Below are 16,963 nucleotides of genomic sequence, written 5' to 3' on the forward strand. Positions count from 1 at the left end.
GCGGGTCAGGCGGCGGGCGGCAGCACCTTGGCGATCAGTTTGGCCAGCTCGCGCAGCGCCTTGCCCCGGTGACTGATGGCGTCCTTCTCCGCCGGGGTCAGCTCGGCGTTGGTCCGGTCCTGTCCGTCGCCCAGGAAGACCGGGTCGTAGCCGAACCCACCGTCGCCGCGCGGCGCGCGCAGCACCCGCCCGGACTGCCGGCCGTCGACGAGGTGTTCCTTGCCGCCGGGCAGCACCAACGCCACGGTGCAGACGAACGAGGCGGCCCGATGCTCGTCCGGGACGTCGGCGATCTGGTCCAGCACCAGCTGAAGGTTGGCCCGGTCGTCGCCGTGCTGGCCGGACCAGCGGGCGCTGAACACCCCCGGCATGCCGTTGAGCGCGTCGACAGCGAGCCCGGAGTCGTCGGCGATGGTCGGCAGCCCACTCTGCCGGCAGCCCTCCCGCGCCTTGATCAGCGCGTTCTCGCCGAAGGTCAGGCCGGTCTCCGGCAGTTCCGCGTACTGCTCGATGTCGTCCAGCCCGAGCAGGGCGATCCGGTGCGCGCCGAGCGCGCCGTCCAGGATCCGCTGCAGCTCGACCAGCTTCTTGCGGTTACGGGTGGCGAGCAGGACCTTGTTCATGCTGAGACACCTTTGTTCGCGACTGCGGGGCTCGCAAGCTTCCTCGCGCTCACGCGAGGGCCTTCCGCTGGGCTTCGGCCAACTCGGCGCAGCCGGCGACGGCCAGGTCGAGCAGGGCGTCGAGCTGGTCGCGGGCGAACACGCCCGCCTCGCCGGTGCCCTGCACCTCGACGAAGTCGCCAGCGCCGGTGCACACCACGTTCATGTCCACCTCGGCGGCGACGTCCTCCTCGTAGCAGAGGTCGAGCCGGGCCTCCCCGGCGATGATCCCCACGCTGACCGCGGCCACCGAGCGGTGCATCACCTTCTCCGGCTTGCCGGCCAACGCCTTGCGGGCGGCGAGCCAACCCACCGCGTCGTGCAGGGCGACGTACGCGCCGGTGATCGCTGCCGTGCGGGTGCCGCCGTCGGCCTGGAGCACGTCGCAGTCGAGCACTATCGAGTTCTCGCCGAGCGCCTTGAGGTCGATGCTGGCCCGCAGACTACGGCCGATCAACCGGGAGATCTCGTGGGTACGGCCACCGACCCGACCCTTGACGCTCTCCCGGTCCGAGCGGGTGTTGGTGGCCCGGGGCAGCATCGCGTACTCGGCGGTCACCCAGCCGAGCCCGGAGCCCTTGCGCCAGCGGGGCACCCCCTCGGTGACGCTCGCCGTGCAGAGCACCCGGGTGCCGCCGAACTCGACGAGCACCGAGCCCTCCGGATGGGTGCTCCAGCCTCGGGTCACTGTCACCGGTCGAAGTTGAGAGGGCCCTCGCCCGTCAGGTCGCGCCATCCCTGCACCCTATGCGGTGCGGCGATCCACCTCGCTCGGGGTGCCCCGGAGAACGTCCGCGCCGTGCACAGCGAGGAACCCGGCGACCGCCGCCGGGCCTCGCGAACCGCGCGTGCAGCGTCAGACGTCGTAGCTGGCGCCGGGCCGGACCACCTCGAGCGGCCCGGTGTACGCGGAAGCGGCCGACTCCAACGTGTGCGCCTCGCTGCCCCAGGCGGGCACCAGGTGGGTGAGCAGCAGCCGACCCACCGCAGCCTTGGTCGCCGCCTCGCCGGCCTCCCGACCGGTCAGGTGCAGATCCGGCGGATTGTCCATGCCGTCGAGGTAACTGGCCTCGCAGAGGAACACGTCGGCGTTCTGGGCCAGCCGCAGCAGCGCCTCGCAGGGCGCGGTGTCCGACGAGTAGCACAGCGAACGGCCGTCGTGCTCCAGCCGCACACCGTACGTCTCCACGGGGTGGTTGACCCGGTCGACGGTGACGGCGAACGGGCCGATCGGGAAGGTGCCCGGCTGGAGCGCGTAGAACTGGTACACGTCCTCCACCGAACCGTCGTCGCCGTACGCGGCGCTGAGCCGGTCCGGTGCGCCGGCTGGCGCGTACACCGGCAGCGCCGGGTAGGGGCCGTCCGGGGCGTACCGCCGCACCACCACGTACAGCACGGCGTCGAACATGTGGTCACAGTGCAGGTGGGTCAGCAGGATGGCGTCCGGGGCGTGCAACCCCGCGTACCGCTGGAGACTGGACAGCGACCCCGAGCCGAAGTCGACCAGGAGCCGGAAGCCGTCGGCCTCGACGAGGTAGGCCGAGCAGGGCGATTCGGGGCCAGGGAAACTGCCGGCGCTTCCCAGAACGGTCAGTCGCATCGAGTGGTCTCGCTGTCACTATCAGTAGCACCCGCGCCGGCGATGGTCCCGGCCATGATCTCTACCGACGCGTACGCCACGCTGCGCAGCCTACGCTGGCGCACCCGGCAGCAAGAATCATCCAACGGAAGTTGTCACGAACGTGACACCCGCTCGCGGTACGTCGGGAAGCGCACGGGCCGTCGACGAATGTCGACGGCCCGTAGTCGGCAGACCAGATCGGTCAGGCCCAGAGCTGCCCTTCCAGGGCGTCCTCGGCATCGGCGAGGGTGCCGCCGTACGCGCCGGTGGACAGGTACTTCCACCCGCCGTCGCAGACCACGAAGGCCACATCGGCCCGCCGGCCATCGCGCACCGCCTCGTGCGCCACCGCCAGCGCGGCGTGCAGGATCGCACCGGTGGAGAACCCGGCGAAGATGCCCTCCACCTCCACGAGCTGGCGGGTACGCAACACCGCGTCCCGGGTGCCGACCGAGAACCGCCGGGAGAGCACCGAGGCGTCGTAGAGCTCCGGAACGTACCCCTCGTCGATGTTGCGCAGGCCGTAGACCAACTCGCCGTAGCGCGGCTCGGCGGCCACGATCTGAATGCCCTCGACCTTTTCCCGCAGGTAACGCCCGGTGCCCATCAGGGTGCCGGTGGTGCCCAGCCCGGCCACGAAGTGCGTGATGCTGGGCAGGTCGTGCAGCAGCTCCGGCCCGGTCGTCTCGTAGTGCGCCCGCGCGTTCGCCTCGTTGCCGTACTGGTAGAGCATCACCCAGTCGGGGTGCTCGACGGCGATCTGCTTCGCCGTGGCGACCGCCTGGTTGGAACCACCCGCCGCCGGCGAGAAGATGATCTCAGCCCCGTACATCCGGAGCAGTTGCACCCGCTCGGTGGAGACGTTCTCCGGCATCACGCAGACCAGCCGGTAGCCGCGCAGCTTCGCCACCATGGCCAACGAGATGCCGGTGTTGCCACTCGTCGGTTCGAGGATGGTGTCACCAGTGCGGAGCCGGCCAGCCTCCTCCGCCGCCCGGACCATGAACAGCGCCGCGCGGTCCTTGATGCTGCCGGTGGGGTTGCGGTCCTCCAGCTTGGCCCAGAGCCGCACCGGAGGGGCCCCGTCGGGCACCGTCGGGGAGAGTCGGGGCAGGCCGACCAGCGGCGTACCCCCGCAGGCGTCGAGCAGGCTGTCGTACCGCGCCATGGCGGCCGACCTCAGCGAGCCGCGACGGCGTCGCCGGCCACCGCGGCGGCGGCACGCTGCGAGCTAATGCTGTGCGAGCTGATCGCCGCCGCCGCGGCGAAGCCGAACGCACCGCCCGCCACCGCCGGCAGGATGGTGACGCTGTCGCCGTCGGAGAGCTTCGCGTCGAGCGCGCCGAGGAAGCGGACGTCCTCGTCGTTCACGTAGACGTTGACGAAGCGGTGCAGCGTGCCCGCGTCGGTGATCAGCCGGCCGCGCAGACCGCCGTGCCGGGAATCCAGGTCGGTGAGCAGGTCGGCGAGCGTGTCGCCGGTGCCGTCGACGACCTTGGCGCCGCCGGTGTAGCTGCGCAGGATGGTGGGGATGCGAACCTCAATAGCCATGATGGGGAACTCCTCGATCGGGTGTGCCTACGGTGACGGGACGAGACGGCTGCGGCGCTGACAGGTCAGCGGCCGGAACACTCGTAATCGACCGTCGCCGGGCTCTGCCCGAACATGTAGGACTGGACGGCGTGCGGGTCGACACCGGCCTCCACGACACGGACCGGCTCCTCGGTGACCACGCCGTCGACGATCCGGAACGACCGGATCTCCTCCGAGTCGGGCTCACGGGTCGACACGAGCAGGTAGTGCGCCCCCGGCTCACCGGCGAAGGAGACATCCGTCCGCGACGGGTACGCCTCGGTCGCGGTGTGCGAGTGGTAGATGACGACGGGCTCCTCGTCCCGGTCGTCCATCTCCCGCCACACGCGCAGGTGCTCCATCGAGTCGAACTCGTAGAAGGTCATCGACCGCGCGGCATTGTCCATCGGGATGTGCCGGGTCGGGGTGTCGCTGCCGACGGGACCGGCGACCACGCCGCACGCCTCGTCAGGGTGATCCCGGCGCGCGTGGGCGACGATCGCGTCAATGATCGACCGGTCGATGCTCAGCACGTGCACCAGCCTAACGCCTGCCGGGCGCGGGCCGAAGTGGTGCCGGTCACCCCTAGTCGATCAAGGCGTTGAGCAGCGACTCCTGTAGATATCCGAGATAGGCGTAGACCGAAAGCTGGAACACCCGGCTGGAACCCGGGTCCTCGGCGACCGCGTCGTCCAACTCCTCGCCCAGATCCGTGCCGTCCTTGATCTCCAGGCGGACGCCCATCGCGAGCCGGGCGTCGTTCAGTGCCCGCAACCACGCCTCGGCGGCCTCGGCGTCCAGCCGCACCTCGCCACCGGCGTCGTCCGGCAACGCGGCCAGGATCGCCCCCGCCTGATCGATCTTCGCGGTCTTCAGGTCGCCCTCGGTGTAGCGGCGAAACTCGGCGGTGCCCGGAGCGTCCTGTGGGTAGACCGCCGGAAAGAGCCGACCGACCACCGGGTCGGTGTGGTCGAAGCCATCGGTGAGCAGACCCACCACCTCGGAGGCGACCTTACGCAGCACCCGCACCTCGTCGACGGCGAAGACGGCGACGTAGTGACCGGACTGGCGATGGAACATGCTCATGATCTGTCCACCGTCGCCCACAACCCGTACGCGTGCAGTTGCGACGCGTCGTGCTCCATCCGTTCGCGGGCACCGGTGGAGACCACGGCACGGCCCTTGTGGTGCACGTCCAGCATCAGCTGTTCGGCCCTCTCCCGGCTGTAGCCGAAAAGCTTCTGGAAGACCCAGGTCACGTACGTCATCAGATTGACCGGGTCGTCCCACACGATCGTCACCCACTGCCGGTCGGACGCCGGCACCTCGTCAGTGTCCGGCGTCTCGACCGGTGCAACCTGCGGAGCCGCCATGCCCCCCATCGTGCCACCGGTTTCCCGGAACCGAGGAACCGGAACGCCGGCCCGGCGCGGATCACCCGCCCCGGGCCCTCCCGACCCGCCCCGGACGCCATCGGAGGTGGGGTCCGGCCCGGACCCGGACCAACCGGTGGGCGCGCCGTCAGGCGAGCAGTATGCCGTGATCGACTGCATCGGAGAGCACCACGCCCAGCGAGAGGCGGATCACCTCGAACCGTCGGGAGATCTCCCTGGACAACCCCAACTCGACCTCGCGCACCGCCCGTTGGGACCAGGCCCGCGCCGCGCTGTGGTCGCCGTTGCCGGGCGTACGCCACTGCTGCCAGCACCCGCCGGAGAGCGCCACCGCAATGGGCGGGAGCACCTCGTCCCGGGACGCCACCGGATAGCTGGCGGCGGCGTCGATCGCCTCCAGGCCGGTCAACTCGGCCACGCCGGCCGTGCTGGTGATCAACAGCACCTTGTCCAATTCCTGGCCGGGCCGGTGGTCGGCCAGGCCGTACTGCACAGCGGCGGCGATCCGGCGGCGCACGCCTTCGGCCGGCGGCGCGCCGAGCACCTGGGACGCGACGTCGGTCATGATGCCGCGCACCGCCTGATCGCACTGCGCGGTGGCCAACAACGACAACGCCGCCATCTCCCGGTCGAGGAGATCCGGTAGGCCGGCACAGCCGACTCCGAACACGATCTCCTGAACGGCCCGAAGGTGGATGTTCGCCAACTCCAGGGCGAGATGCTGGCGGATCCGCTGAGCACACGAGCGGGCGTGGCGGTCGAGCCGCTCGGACCAGTCACCCGGATCGGCGGCCACGGCGACGCGGCCCTGCTGGCCCGGCAGAACCGGTGGGTCGACGCTGGCCCGCTGCAACCCCTCACGCGACGCCCAACCCACCAGCGCCCGCCGCAGGTCGGCGGCGGTGTCGGCGCCGTCGACCGGGAACCACCGCGCGCCGGCCAGCGCCGGCACCGCGGCCAGGAGTGCCGCCCGATGCGCCTCCACCGTCACCGCGACCGCGTCCACCTCGGTCTCCGCACCCCCGACCGGCGGGACGGACGCCCCCGCGCCCTCCGTAGTCGCCGTGCCGTCGGCCAGCGGAGCCCACCCCGCCGCGCCGGGGGTGACCGCGAAGACGACCTCCACCGAGGTCGGGGCGACTTCGGCGAGCAGGTTCAACTCGGCGGCGGTGAAGGCCTGGTCGGCGGCGATCACGAAGAGCAGCGCGCCGGCTCGGCCCGCCGCGTCGAGCAGCACCCGGGTGCCGGACACGCCGAGGGTGGCGGTGTCCGGAACGTCGACGAGGGTGAAGTGCCGCAGCAGCGGCTGGGGCACGCTCAGCTCGACCCGCCGGGGCGGGCGGGCCAACGCCGGGCCGGCGGCGTCCCGGTCCGCGCCGTACGAGTGCGGCTGGCGGTAACCGGGCACGAACGCCGCGCGGGTGGGCACCTTGGCGTCGCGCACCACCAACCAGCTGCCCGCCGGCACTGTGAGCATGACCGGGTCGAGCCCGAGCACTGTGGCGAGCACGGCACGCCGCTCGGCACCGGCCGGGCCGACGGCGACCACACCGAGCGGCTCGTCCGGGGCGGCGCGGGACACGCCGACCCGAGTGGGGAGAGGGCCGCAGGTGGGTAGGTCGGTTGGGCCGGTCATGTCGTCCGGCGAATCGACCGAGGGGAGAGGGCCCTGCTTCATCAGGTGCCTCCCGTTGCAGGTGACCGGACGTCCGGTCGCGAAAATTCCGGTGCGTCAACCGGATGTCGGAAGACTACGGGCGGGCTGACGACCGGGCGGAACACCTCGAATACTCACCGGTAATTGTGCGATTACTCAACTTCGCACTGTGACGGTGCGGGCGCGGACGGATTCCGGTCGATATGCTGCGCGAATGAGTCGATGGGAGTTCGTCGGCCGCACGGGCGAGCTCAACCGCCTGCTGGAGGCGGTGACCGGTGAGGCCGGCCGCGGGCTCTTCTTCAGCGGCAGCGCTGGCATCGGCAAGAGTCGGCTGCTGCGCGAGGGCGTTGGCGCGTTGCCCACCGACCGGTTCGCGATCTGGTCCATCGCCGCCAGCGCCACCACCGCGGCGCTGCCGTTCGGTGGGCTGGTCCAGGTCCTCCCCGCCGAGCAGCCCCAGGGCCTCTCCCCCGCCGGCATCCTGCGCTGGGCGCTCAACGTGCTGCAACAGCAGGCGGCCGGCCGACGGATCGTGCTCGCCATCGACGATGCCCACCTGCTCGATCCCCCCTCGGCCGCACTCGTGCATCTGGTCGCCCGCGCCGAGAACGCCACAGTGGTCGGCACCCTGCGCGACGGCGAGCAGATCCCACTGCCGATCCGCGCACTCTGGACCGACGACCTGGTCGAGCACGTCGAGCTGACCCCGATGCCGCAGGAAGAGACCACCGACCTGCTGGCGGCGATCCTGGGCGGCCCGGTCGACGCCGGCTCCGCCGACCGGCTCGGCCGGCTGTCGGCCGGCAACCCGCTGTTGCTGCGCGAGCTGGTGCACGCCGCCAACGGCAGCGCCGAGTTGAAGCGCACGTACGGAATCTGGAAGTGGACCGGGCGACTGGAACTGGCGCCCAACCTGACCGACCTCATCGACACCCGGGTCGGCAAGCTCACCGACGGCGTCCGCGCGGTCGTCGAGCTGGTCGCGTTCGGCGAACCACTGGGCCTGCACCTCCTGAGGCAGGCCGCCGAGCAGTCGGACGTGGAGACCGCCGAGGAACGCGGGCTGATCACCGTCATTCAGCACGACCGGCGCACCAACGTCCGGCTGGCGCACCCGCTCTACGGCGAGGTGATGCGCCGTCGCTGCCCGGTCAGCCGCACCCGCCGACTTCAGGCACACCTCGCCGAGCTGCTTGAGCAGGTTGGCAAACGCCGACGCGACGACCTGTTGCGGGTGGCCGTCTGGCGACTCGACTCGGGCACCGCACAGGATCCGGCTCTGCTGCTGGACGCAGCGGTGCAGGCGTTCACCCGCTACGACGTGCCGCTGGCGACCCGTCTGGCGCGGGCCGCGCTCAACGCCGACGGCGGCTATGACGCCGCGGAGCTGCTGGCCACCATCCTGATGTTCGCCGACCGGCCCGAAGAGGCGATCGACGTCCTCGACGCGGTCACCCCCGAGCCCGGCGACGAGCGGCGGCTCTGCCGCTGGCTGACCGTACGCGGCATGGTCAGCTACTGGGGGCTGAGCCGGGAGTCCACGGTGGAGGAGATCGCGAGCCGGGTCGAGCAGCTCAGCGACTCCGCCGACCGGTCCCGGGTGCACGCCTTCGAGGCGATCATGCGTCTGCACCGACTGGACACGACCACCGCGGTGCAGCTCAGCCGACGGGTACTGGACCGGCCGGCGGCCGGCGTCGCCGCCCGCGAACTGGCCCGTTCCACCATCGCTTACGTCCAGGCCGCGCAGGGCGAGCTGACCCGCAGCGGTACGGCGATCGCCCAGGTGCACTCGGCCGCGGCGAGCTGGCGCACCGACATGCCGTACCTCCAGTTGGCCCTGGAGCTGGCCCGAGGCACCCGGCTCATGCTCACCGGCGACCTGGCCGGGATCGACGCGATCGTGGCCGACGAGTTCGCCGACCTCGCCGGAGCCGGCGACTTCCGCCTCGGCACCGGCTACCTGGCCATCCTTCAGGCATACGCGGCCCGGCTGCGCGGGCAGAGCGACGCAGCCATGCGGACCTCCCTGGGTGCCTGCGCGGTGCTGGCCACGAGTCGGGTCTACGCCGGTCTGGCTCAGGCCGAACGCGCCCAGGCGGCGGCGCTGCGCGGTGACGCCGCGCAGGCGGTTTCGGCGATGGCCGAAGCCGACCGCACCCACTCGCCAGGTATGGCGGTGCTCTACCCCTGGCTGGAGCAGGCCCGGGGCGCGTCGCTCGCCGCCTCGGGCGACCTGCCGGGCGCTGTCAAACACCTCGGCGACCTGGTGGACCGGCTGCGCTCGGACAGCTTCGCCGGGCACGAGGTACATGTCCTGCACGACCTCGTCCGCCTCGACCAGGCGGGCATGGCGGTCGGCCCCACCTGCTCCGACGGAGGTCGGCGCACCGTCGCGCAGCGCCTCGCCGAGCTCTCCGAGCGGGTCGACGGGGTGCTCCCGCCGCTGCTGGCCCGGCACGCCCGCGCCGCGGTGACCGACTCCCCCACCGATCTGCTCGCGGTCGCCGACGACTATGCCGCCCTGGAGTTGACCGTGTACGCCGCCGAGGCCACCTCCCAGGCCGTCCAGCGGCTGCGCCGGCAGCACTCGGCTGCCGCCAACGACGCCCGGGAGCGCCTGGCCGGTCTGCTCGGACGCTGTGACCTGATCCGGACGCCGGCGCTCCAGGCCGGCGCGCCCGTGCTCACCGAGCGGGAGTGGCAGGTGGCGCGCCTCGCCGCGCACGGCGCTCCCAGCCGGGCCATCGCCGAACGGCTCTACCTCTCGGCGCGCACGGTGGAGAACCACCTCCAGCGGATCTACGCCAAGCTCGGCGTCACCGGCCGGGCCGAGCTGTGGGCGGCGTTGCGCTCGATCCCGGGCCACGACGGCGGCGACCCGAGCTGAACCTTAGGCTGGGGCGGTGAGCATCCACCGCCCCGCGCTCCTGACCGACCACTACGAGCTGACCATGGTCAGCGCGGCACTGAAGGACGGCACCGCCGACCGCCGGTGTGTCTTCGAGGTGTTCAGCCGCCGGCTGCCCAGCGGCCGCCGGTACGGCGTGGTCGCCGGGACGGCCCGGCTGATCGAGCTGATCCGCGACTTCCGGTTCGACCCCGCCGAGGTCGAGTTCCTGCTGCGGACCGGGGTGGTCGACGAGACGGCGGCGGCGTGGCTCACCGACTACCGCTTCACCGGCGACATCGACGGATACGCCGAGGGTGAGCTGTTCTTCCCCGGTTCACCGATCCTCACCGTCTCCGGCGGCTTCGCCGAGTGTGTGGTGCTGGAGACGCTGGCGCTGTCCGTGCTCAACCACGATTGCGCGGTGGCCGCCGCAGCGGCCCGGATGGTGACCGCGGCGCGGGGCCGGACGCTGATCGAGATGGGGTCGCGTCGGGCACACGAGGAGGCGGCGGTTGCCGCGGCGCGGGCCGCGTACCTGGCCGGGTTCCGGTTCACGTCCAACCTCGCCGCCGGCGCGCGCTACGGCATCCCGACGGCGGGCACGGCGGCGCACGCGTTCACCCTGCTGCACGACGACGAGCGGGCGGCGTTCGCCTCGCAGGTCGCCACGCTGGGCAAGGACACCACGCTGCTGGTCGACACCTACGACATCAGCCAGGGCATCCGCAACGCCATCGCGGTGGCCGGGCCGGACCTGCGGGCGGTACGGATCGACTCCGGCGACCTCGCGGTGATCGCTCAGCAGTCCCGGGAGTTGCTCGACTCGCTGGGCGCCACCGAAACCAAGATCATCGTTTCCGGTGACCTGGACGAGTACGCGATCGCGGCGCTGGCCGCCGAACCGGTGGACATGTACGGCGCGGGCACGGCCGTGGTCACCGGCTCCGGGGCACCGACCGCCGGGCTGGTCTACAAACTGGTCGAGGTCGAGGGACGGCCGGTGGTGAAGCGCTCCGAGCACAAGGCCACCATCGGCGGCCGGAAGGTCGCGGTCCGCCGGCACAAGCCGACCGGCACCGCCACCGAGGAGGTCATCGTCCCGCAGGGCGTTCCCGACCGGCAGCCCAACGACCGTCTGCTCCAGCAGTCGTACGTGGTCGCCGGTGAGTCGGTGCCGCTGCCCACCCTCGACGAGTCACGGGAGCACCTGCGGGAGTGCCTGATCTCCATCCCGTGGGAAGGGCTGAAGCTCTCGGCCGGCGATCCGGCAGTGCCGGTCACCGTCGTACCCGCTGGCTGAGTCATCCCGGAGCGCCACCGACCGACCGTGCGGAGAGAGGAAACCCCGATGGCCAACGCGCTGATCATCGTGGACGTGCAGAACGACTTCTGCGAGGGCGGCTCGCTGGCCGTCGCCGGCGGCGCAGGGGTGGCCGCCGGCATCTCCCGGTTACTCGCCGCCGAGCCGGACCGGTGGACGCACGTGGTCGCCACCAAGGACTACCACGTCGACCCGGGTGCCCACTTCGGCGATCCGCCGGACTTCGTGGAGTCCTGGCCCCGACACTGCGTGGTCGGCACCAGCGGTTCGGAGTTCCACCCGGAACTGGACACCGCCCGGGTCGAGGCGATCTTCCACAAGGGCGAGCACGCGGCGGCGTACTCCGGTTTCGAGGGGCATGCCGACGACGGCGAGTGCCTGGCCGACTGGCTGCGCCGGCGCGACGTGGACCGGGTCGACGTGGTCGGCATCGCCACGGACCACTGCGTCCGGGCGACCGCGCTGGACGCCGCCCGGGAGGGTTTCGCCACCACCGTGCTGCTGGAGTTGACCGCCGCCGTCGCCCCGGCGACCACCGACGTGGCCCTGCGCGCGATGGAGAGCGCCGGGGTGATCATGCACGGCCAGCCTGTGATCAGGGCCGCATGAGGCGCTAATTGGTTGGCCAACGGGCCGCCGCCGGTCGAGGATGTCGCCGGAGGTACGGACCCACGTGAACATGAAGCCTTACCGGCGGGCGCTCGCCCTGCCCGGCCTGCGGCCGCTGCTGGTGGTTGCCGTCCTCGCCCGCATCCCGCTCACCGCGACCGGGGTGACGCTGACCTTCCACGTGGTGCTCGATCTTGATCGGGGCTACGGGGCGGCCGGCCTGGTGGGTGCGGCGGTCACCGTGGGCGCGGCGATCGGCGGGCCGCTGCTCGGCCGACTCGTGGACCGGCGTGGACTGCGCCCGGTCCTGGTGCTCACCGCCATCGCCGAGGCGATCTTCTGGTCCACCGCGCCGACGCTGACGTATCCCGCGCTCCTGCCGGCCGCGTTCGTGGCCGGTTCCCTGGCCCTGCCCATCTTCTCCGTGGTCCGTCAGTCGATCGCCGCGCTGGTCCCCGAGGACCAACGCCGGCCGGCCTACGCACTGGATTCGATGTCGGTGGAGCTGTCCTTCATGATCGGCCCGGCGTTGGCGGTGGCCCTGGTCACCGCGATCTCCGCGCAGACCACCATGTATCTGGTCGGTGGCGGCATCGTCGCCGCCGGGATCGCCCTGTGGGTGGTCAACCCACCGATCCGGGAGGCCACCGAGCCCACCGGCCCACAACGCCGGGTGCCGCGCCGGGAGTGGCTGACCCCCCGACTGCTCGCCGTCCTGGCGCTCAGCGCCGCCGCGACCCTGGTGCTCGGGGGCACCGACGTGGCGGTGGTCGCCGTCCTGCGGGCGAGCGGCGAGGTCGGGTGGACCGGCGCGGTCCTGGCCATCTGGGCGATCGCCTCGCTGGCCGGCGGTTTCGCGTACGGGGCGGTGCACCGCTCGTTCTCACCGCTGGCGCTGACCGCCGCACTGGCCCTGTGCACCATTCCGGTGGGGCTGGGCGGTGCGCACTGGTGGCTGCTGTGCCTGGCGCTGATCCCCGCCGGCGCGCTCTGCGCGCCGACCATCGCGGCCGGCTCGGACGCGGTCAGCCGCCTGGTTCCGGCCGAGGTACGCGGTGAGGCGATGGGTCTGCACGGCTCCGCGGTCACCGTCGGCATCGCGGTCGGCGCGCCGCTCGCCGGCGCGGTGATCGACGCCAGCGCGCCACTCTGGGGCTTCGTGGTGACCGGTGCGCTCGGCGCGCTGGTCACCCTGGTGGTGCTCCCGATCGAGCTGCGCCGCCGTCGCATCGCCGCCACGGCCATCCCGCCACCCGTCGAAGCCGACCTCACTTCCGCCGCCCACTAACGGCCGGGCCCAGATTCGGCGGCCTGGCCTGGACAGGGCCATCTGCGCCGTGTGCGCCCCGGGCGGCGGGCCGGGCCGGGCACTGCGGGCCGGGCCGCGCAGTGTCGGCCGGGCCGGGCACTGCGGGCCGCGCCGCGCAGTGTCGGCCGGGCCGGGCCGCGCAGTGTCGGCCCGGAGCGAACCGGGCGGGGCAATGTCGGCCAAGGCGTTCATGTCTGACGCAGCTACATCGGCCCGGCCAGTTCCAGGCGTGCCGGGACAACTGCGCGTCGCGGTGTCCGCCCAACAGCCGGCAGGCATACACGCCAGTGAGCGTGATGCCTGTGAGTCATCACAATGACTCACAGGCATCACGCTCACTAGGGACATGGCCTGCCCTGGGGCCACGCCGGGCCGGGCGGGCCAAACCGACGCCAGGCCGGGCCTAGCACCGGGCCGAGCCGAGCCGAGCCAGGCCGACCCCAGGCCAGGCCAGGCCGACGCCAGGCCAGGCCAGGCCGACGCCAGGCCAGGCCAGGCCGACGCCAGGCCGGACCGAGTCGACGCCGAGCGGCCTGGGGGAAGCGATGGGGAGCGGCCGCAACGAGGGCGAGCGGTGGGAGTGACAGTGGGCTGGACATGGCGACGGGCGCCGCTCCCGGTGTCCCGGGGGCGGCGCCCGTCGTACTGCTGAGCTTGAGCGTCAGTGCCGGTCGGCGTCGCTCGCGGTGTCCTCGCGGTAGCTGGCTCCACCGTCCGACTCGCTGGTGAGCGGCTTGGCACCACCCTCCGGCGGGCCGGCCAGGCTCTGGCCACCGGCCGCCAACTCCGGGAACTTCGCGTCGAACGCCGGCCGCTCGGAGCGGATCCGGGGCATCCGGTCGAAGTTGCGCAGCGGCGGCGGGCTGCTGGTCGCCCACTCCAGCGAGTTGCCGTGACCCCAGGGGTCGTTGACCTCGACCACCGGGCCGGTCTTGTACGACTTCCAGCAGTTGTAGATGAACGGCAGCGTGGAGATACCGGTGATGAACGCGCCGATCGTGGAGATCGTGTTCAGCGTGGTGAAGCCGTCGCTGGGCAGGTAGTCGGCGTACCGACGGGGCATGCCCTCGTTGCCGAGCCAGTGCTGCACCAGGAACGTGGTGTGGAACCCGATCATGGTGAGCCAGAAGTGCACCTTGCCCAGGCGCTCGTCGAGCATCCGGCCGAACATCTTCGGGAACCAGAAGTAGATGCCCGCGAAGACCGCGAACACGATGGTGCCGAAGAGCACGTAGTGGAAGTGCGCCACCACGAAGTACGAGTCCGACACGTGGAAGTCGATCGGCGGGCTGGCCAGCAGCACACCGGTGAGACCACCGAAGAGGAAGGTGACCAGGAAGCCGACCGACCAGAGCATCGGCGTCTCGAAGCTGATCTGGCCCCGCCACATGGTGCCGATCCAGTTGAAGAACTTCATACCGGTCGGCACGGCGATCAGGTAGCTCAGGAAGCTGAAGAACGGCAGCAGCACCTGGCCGGTGGCGAACATGTGGTGCGCCCAGACGCTCATGGAGAGCGCCGCGATGGAGATGGTGGCGGCGACCAGACCCTTGTAGCCGAAGATCGGCTTGCGGGAGAAGACCGGAATGATCTCGCTGATGATGCCGAAGAACGGCAGCGCGACGATGTACACCTCGGGGTGACCGAAGAACCAGAACAGGTGCTGCCAGAGCATCGGCCCACCGGTTGCCGGGTCGTACACGTGCGCGCCGAGGATGCGGTCCGCGGCGAGCGCGAAGAGCGCGGCGGCCAGCAGCGGGAAGACCAGGATCACCAGGAGGCTGGTGACCAGGATGTTCCACGTGAAGATCGGCATCCGGAACATGGTCATGCCGGGTGCGCGCAGGGTCAGCACCGTAGTGATCATGTTCACGGCGCCGAGGATGGTGCCCAGGCCAGAGATGGCCAGACCCATGATCCACATGTTGGCGCCGACGCCCGGCGAGTGCTCGACACTGCTCAGCGGCGCGTACGCGAACCAGCCGAAGTCAGCGGCGCCACCCGGGGTGATGAATCCGGCGGTCGCCATCGTCCCGCCGAACAGGTACAGCCAGTAGGCGAAGCTGTTCAGTCGGGGGAAGGAGACGTCAGGCGCGCCGATCTGAATCGGCACGATGTAGTTCGCGAACGCGAACACGATCGGCGTCGCGAAAAACAGCAACATGATCGTGCCGTGCATCGTGAAGAGCTGGTTGTACTGCTCGGGCGACAGGAACTGCAGCCCGGGTCGGGCCAGCTCAGCACGCATGACCAGGGCCATCAGGCCACCGATCATGAAGAACACGAACGCGGTGACCATGTACATGATCCCGATTTGCTTCGCGTCCGTGGTTCGCAGCAGCCGCGCGATGGCCGACCCCTTGACCGGCTCCCGGACCGGCCAGGGCCGGGTCACGACCGGCTTGGGTGCGACGGTGGTCACGAGTGGCCTCCGGTTCTCGGTTGTCCCGCTCGGCACACGCTGGTTATCGGCGGGCCGTCATCCGCAAGGAGGATAGTCCCCGGCAGGTCGCAGCGCCGCGTGGGGTGGCGTGACACGATCTACTACGGGCCTACAGCGGGCCGAGCAGGAGCCGGTAGTGCTCCCCGAAGATCCGGTCGCCGCGTCCGCGCAGCAGCGGGTCGCGCAGCGCCGGCGGCACGTCCCTGGTCCGGTTGCGGTCCCGGGTCCGGTCCCGCACCCATCGGGTACGCGGACGGCGACGACTTTCGTACGCCACGAGCGCAGCCTCCACGCTGTTGGCGGCGCGCAGCGACTCGGCCAGCACCACGGCGTCCTCCAGGGCCATGGCCGCACCCTGCGACAGTGTCGGCGCGGTGGCGTGCGCCGCGTCGCCGACCAGCAGGACGCGCCCCCGGTACCAGCGGCCCAACTCCACCTCGTCGGTGATCCCGACGTGCACCTCGTCGAGGGCTGCCAGCACCTCGGGCACCGGGCCGCGGTAGTCGGCGAAGAGGTCCCGCAGCCGGGCCAGCGGGTCGGCGGGTTCCTCGGTGCCGGCCTCGTCGGCGTAGAGGTGCAGCCGCCCGGCACCGATCGGCACCATCAGGAACCCGGAGCGCTGGCCGAGCAGTGCGGTCCACTCGGTGACCGGTGGGCCGTCGCGCAGGACGGCCCGGTAGACCACCTGCCCGACCGGGCGTGGTGGCCCACCGAGCGCGGCCAGCGCGCGGACCGAGGAGCGTGGCCCGTCGGCGCCGATGACCAGGTCGTACTCCGTGGTGGTGCCGTCGGTGAAGGTGACGCCGACCGCGCCCGGGAGGAGGTTCAGCGTGCGGACCTCGGCGCCGTGCCGGACGGCGCCGCCAGCACCGCTGAGCAGCACCCGGTGCAGGTCGGCCCGGGGCAGTGCGCGGCACTCGCCGACGCCAGCCCAGAGGGCGTCGAGGTCGACCTCGCAGAGTTGCGCGCCCGCGGCGTCGAAGAACCGCTGCCGGTGGATCACCTGCCCGGTCGGCCGGACCGGGTCGTGCAGGTCGAGCCGGTGCAGTGCCCGGGCGGCATTACCGGGCAGGTAGAGGCCGGTCTCGGAAGATTCCCCCGGTGGCAGCTTGTCGGTGACGTCCGGCCGGAAGCCCGCCAGGCGCAGCGCCCGGGCCACGGCGAGGCCAGCGATGCCCGCGCCGACGACGAGGATGCGCAGGGGGGAGCCACCCATGGTGGTGTACGCCTCCGGAGGGGGAGCGGAACGCGTTGGAGGCAACACGCTACTCGGAGCGATCGGCGCACACCAGGCCCAATCGGTCCGCACCCCGCCGCTCGTCGGCGACCGCACCGCTTGGCTGGCCGTCCGTCGCCAGCCGTCCGGCGGGGCATGGCAATCCTCACAATTCACCAGTTCGACGCGGACGGTTGCGTACCAGTTTCAGACATGTAAATGTGTCGTTGAGCGTGGGAGCGCTCCCGCAGTACCCACCACAT

At 71.5% G+C, this 16,963-nt stretch carries 15 protein-coding genes; 4 read left to right on the forward strand and 11 right to left on the reverse strand.

What is annotated here, in order from left to right:
• Positions 1 to 5 precede the first annotated feature (5 nt).
• From rdgB to ACIA47_RS04815, 9 genes are all read right to left on the reverse strand, one after another.
• The gene (gene rdgB, locus ACIA47_RS04775; protein WP_203117893.1) at positions 6 to 623 is read right to left on the reverse strand and encodes an RdgB/HAM1 family non-canonical purine NTP pyrophosphatase; all 618 of its coding nucleotides are present in this window, start codon (positions 621 to 623) and stop codon (positions 6 to 8) included.
• Between the two features lie 49 nt (positions 624 to 672).
• Positions 673 to 1,398, reverse strand: a complete 726-nt coding sequence (rph, locus tag ACIA47_RS04780; RefSeq protein WP_396705540.1) for a ribonuclease PH — start codon at positions 1,396 to 1,398, stop codon at positions 673 to 675.
• 120 nt (positions 1,399 to 1,518) lie between these two features.
• The gene (locus tag ACIA47_RS04785; protein ID WP_030331266.1) at positions 1,519 to 2,262 is read right to left on the reverse strand and encodes an MBL fold metallo-hydrolase; all 744 of its coding nucleotides are present in this window, start codon (positions 2,260 to 2,262) and stop codon (positions 1,519 to 1,521) included.
• A gap of 223 nt (positions 2,263 to 2,485) precedes the next feature.
• Positions 2,486 to 3,451 (reverse strand): pyridoxal-phosphate dependent enzyme, encoded by a 966-nt coding sequence (locus ACIA47_RS04790; protein ID WP_203117889.1) that lies wholly within the window; start codon positions 3,449 to 3,451, stop codon positions 2,486 to 2,488.
• A gap of 11 nt (positions 3,452 to 3,462) precedes the next feature.
• Entirely contained in the window at positions 3,463 to 3,834 is a 372-nt protein-coding gene (locus tag ACIA47_RS04795; RefSeq protein ID WP_396705543.1) for a MoaD/ThiS family protein, read from the reverse strand.
• Positions 3,835 to 3,899: 65 nt separating this feature from the next.
• Positions 3,900 to 4,388, reverse strand: coding sequence for a Mov34/MPN/PAD-1 family protein (locus tag ACIA47_RS04800; protein ID WP_030487200.1), 489 nt, complete (start codon positions 4,386 to 4,388; stop codon positions 3,900 to 3,902).
• Between the two features lie 52 nt (positions 4,389 to 4,440).
• Positions 4,441 to 4,941: a DUF2017 domain-containing protein gene (locus tag ACIA47_RS04805; RefSeq protein WP_396705545.1), complete on the reverse strand. Its 501-nt coding sequence runs from the start codon at positions 4,939 to 4,941 to the stop codon at positions 4,441 to 4,443.
• Positions 4,938 to 5,228, reverse strand: a complete 291-nt coding sequence (gene clpS / locus ACIA47_RS04810) for an ATP-dependent Clp protease adapter ClpS (protein ID WP_088946433.1) — start codon at positions 5,226 to 5,228, stop codon at positions 4,938 to 4,940. Before clpS ends, ACIA47_RS04805 begins: the two co-directional genes overlap by 4 nt.
• Positions 5,229 to 5,376: 148 nt before the next feature.
• Positions 5,377 to 6,927 carry a hypothetical protein gene (locus ACIA47_RS04815; RefSeq protein WP_396705547.1) on the reverse strand — a complete coding sequence of 517 codons (1,551 nt, stop codon included), beginning with the start codon at positions 6,925 to 6,927 and terminating at the stop codon, positions 5,377 to 5,379.
• A gap of 193 nt (positions 6,928 to 7,120) precedes the next feature.
• Here ACIA47_RS04815 and ACIA47_RS04820 point away from each other — a divergent pair, with 193 nt between their 5' ends.
• Genes ACIA47_RS04820 through ACIA47_RS04835 form a run of 4 tightly spaced genes read left to right on the forward strand, consistent with a single transcriptional unit; the run spans position 7,121 to position 13,020 of the window.
• Positions 7,121 to 9,799 carry a LuxR C-terminal-related transcriptional regulator gene (locus tag ACIA47_RS04820; protein WP_396705549.1) on the forward strand — a complete coding sequence of 893 codons (2,679 nt, stop codon included), beginning with the start codon at positions 7,121 to 7,123 and terminating at the stop codon, positions 9,797 to 9,799.
• A 16-nt stretch (positions 9,800 to 9,815) separates the two neighbouring features.
• A complete protein-coding gene (locus ACIA47_RS04825) occupies positions 9,816 to 11,102 on the forward strand; it encodes a nicotinate phosphoribosyltransferase (protein WP_203117875.1) in 1,287 nt (428 codons plus the stop codon).
• A gap of 48 nt (positions 11,103 to 11,150) precedes the next feature.
• Complete coding sequence (locus tag ACIA47_RS04830; protein WP_396705551.1) at positions 11,151 to 11,732, forward strand: isochorismatase family protein; 582 nt, start codon at positions 11,151 to 11,153, stop codon at positions 11,730 to 11,732.
• A gap of 40 nt (positions 11,733 to 11,772) precedes the next feature.
• Positions 11,773 to 13,020 (forward strand): MFS transporter, encoded by a 1,248-nt coding sequence (locus tag ACIA47_RS04835; protein WP_396705554.1) that lies wholly within the window; start codon positions 11,773 to 11,775, stop codon positions 13,018 to 13,020.
• A gap of 682 nt (positions 13,021 to 13,702) precedes the next feature.
• On the opposite strand, the gene ctaD is transcribed toward ACIA47_RS04835, so the two are convergent.
• Both ctaD and ACIA47_RS04845 read right to left on the reverse strand, forming a co-directional pair.
• A complete protein-coding gene (gene ctaD / locus ACIA47_RS04840) occupies positions 13,703 to 15,463 on the reverse strand; it encodes a cytochrome c oxidase subunit I (RefSeq protein ID WP_396705556.1) in 1,761 nt (586 codons plus the stop codon).
• Between the two features lie 130 nt (positions 15,464 to 15,593).
• The gene (locus ACIA47_RS04845; RefSeq protein ID WP_203120970.1) at positions 15,594 to 16,700 is read right to left on the reverse strand and encodes an FAD-dependent monooxygenase; all 1,107 of its coding nucleotides are present in this window, start codon (positions 16,698 to 16,700) and stop codon (positions 15,594 to 15,596) included.
• Between the last annotated feature and the right edge of the window lie 263 nt (positions 16,701 to 16,963).

The sequence above is a fragment of the Micromonospora sp. NPDC051227 genome (genome assembly GCF_044455385.1).
Classification (GTDB): Bacteria; Actinomycetota; Actinomycetes; order Mycobacteriales; family Micromonosporaceae; genus Micromonospora.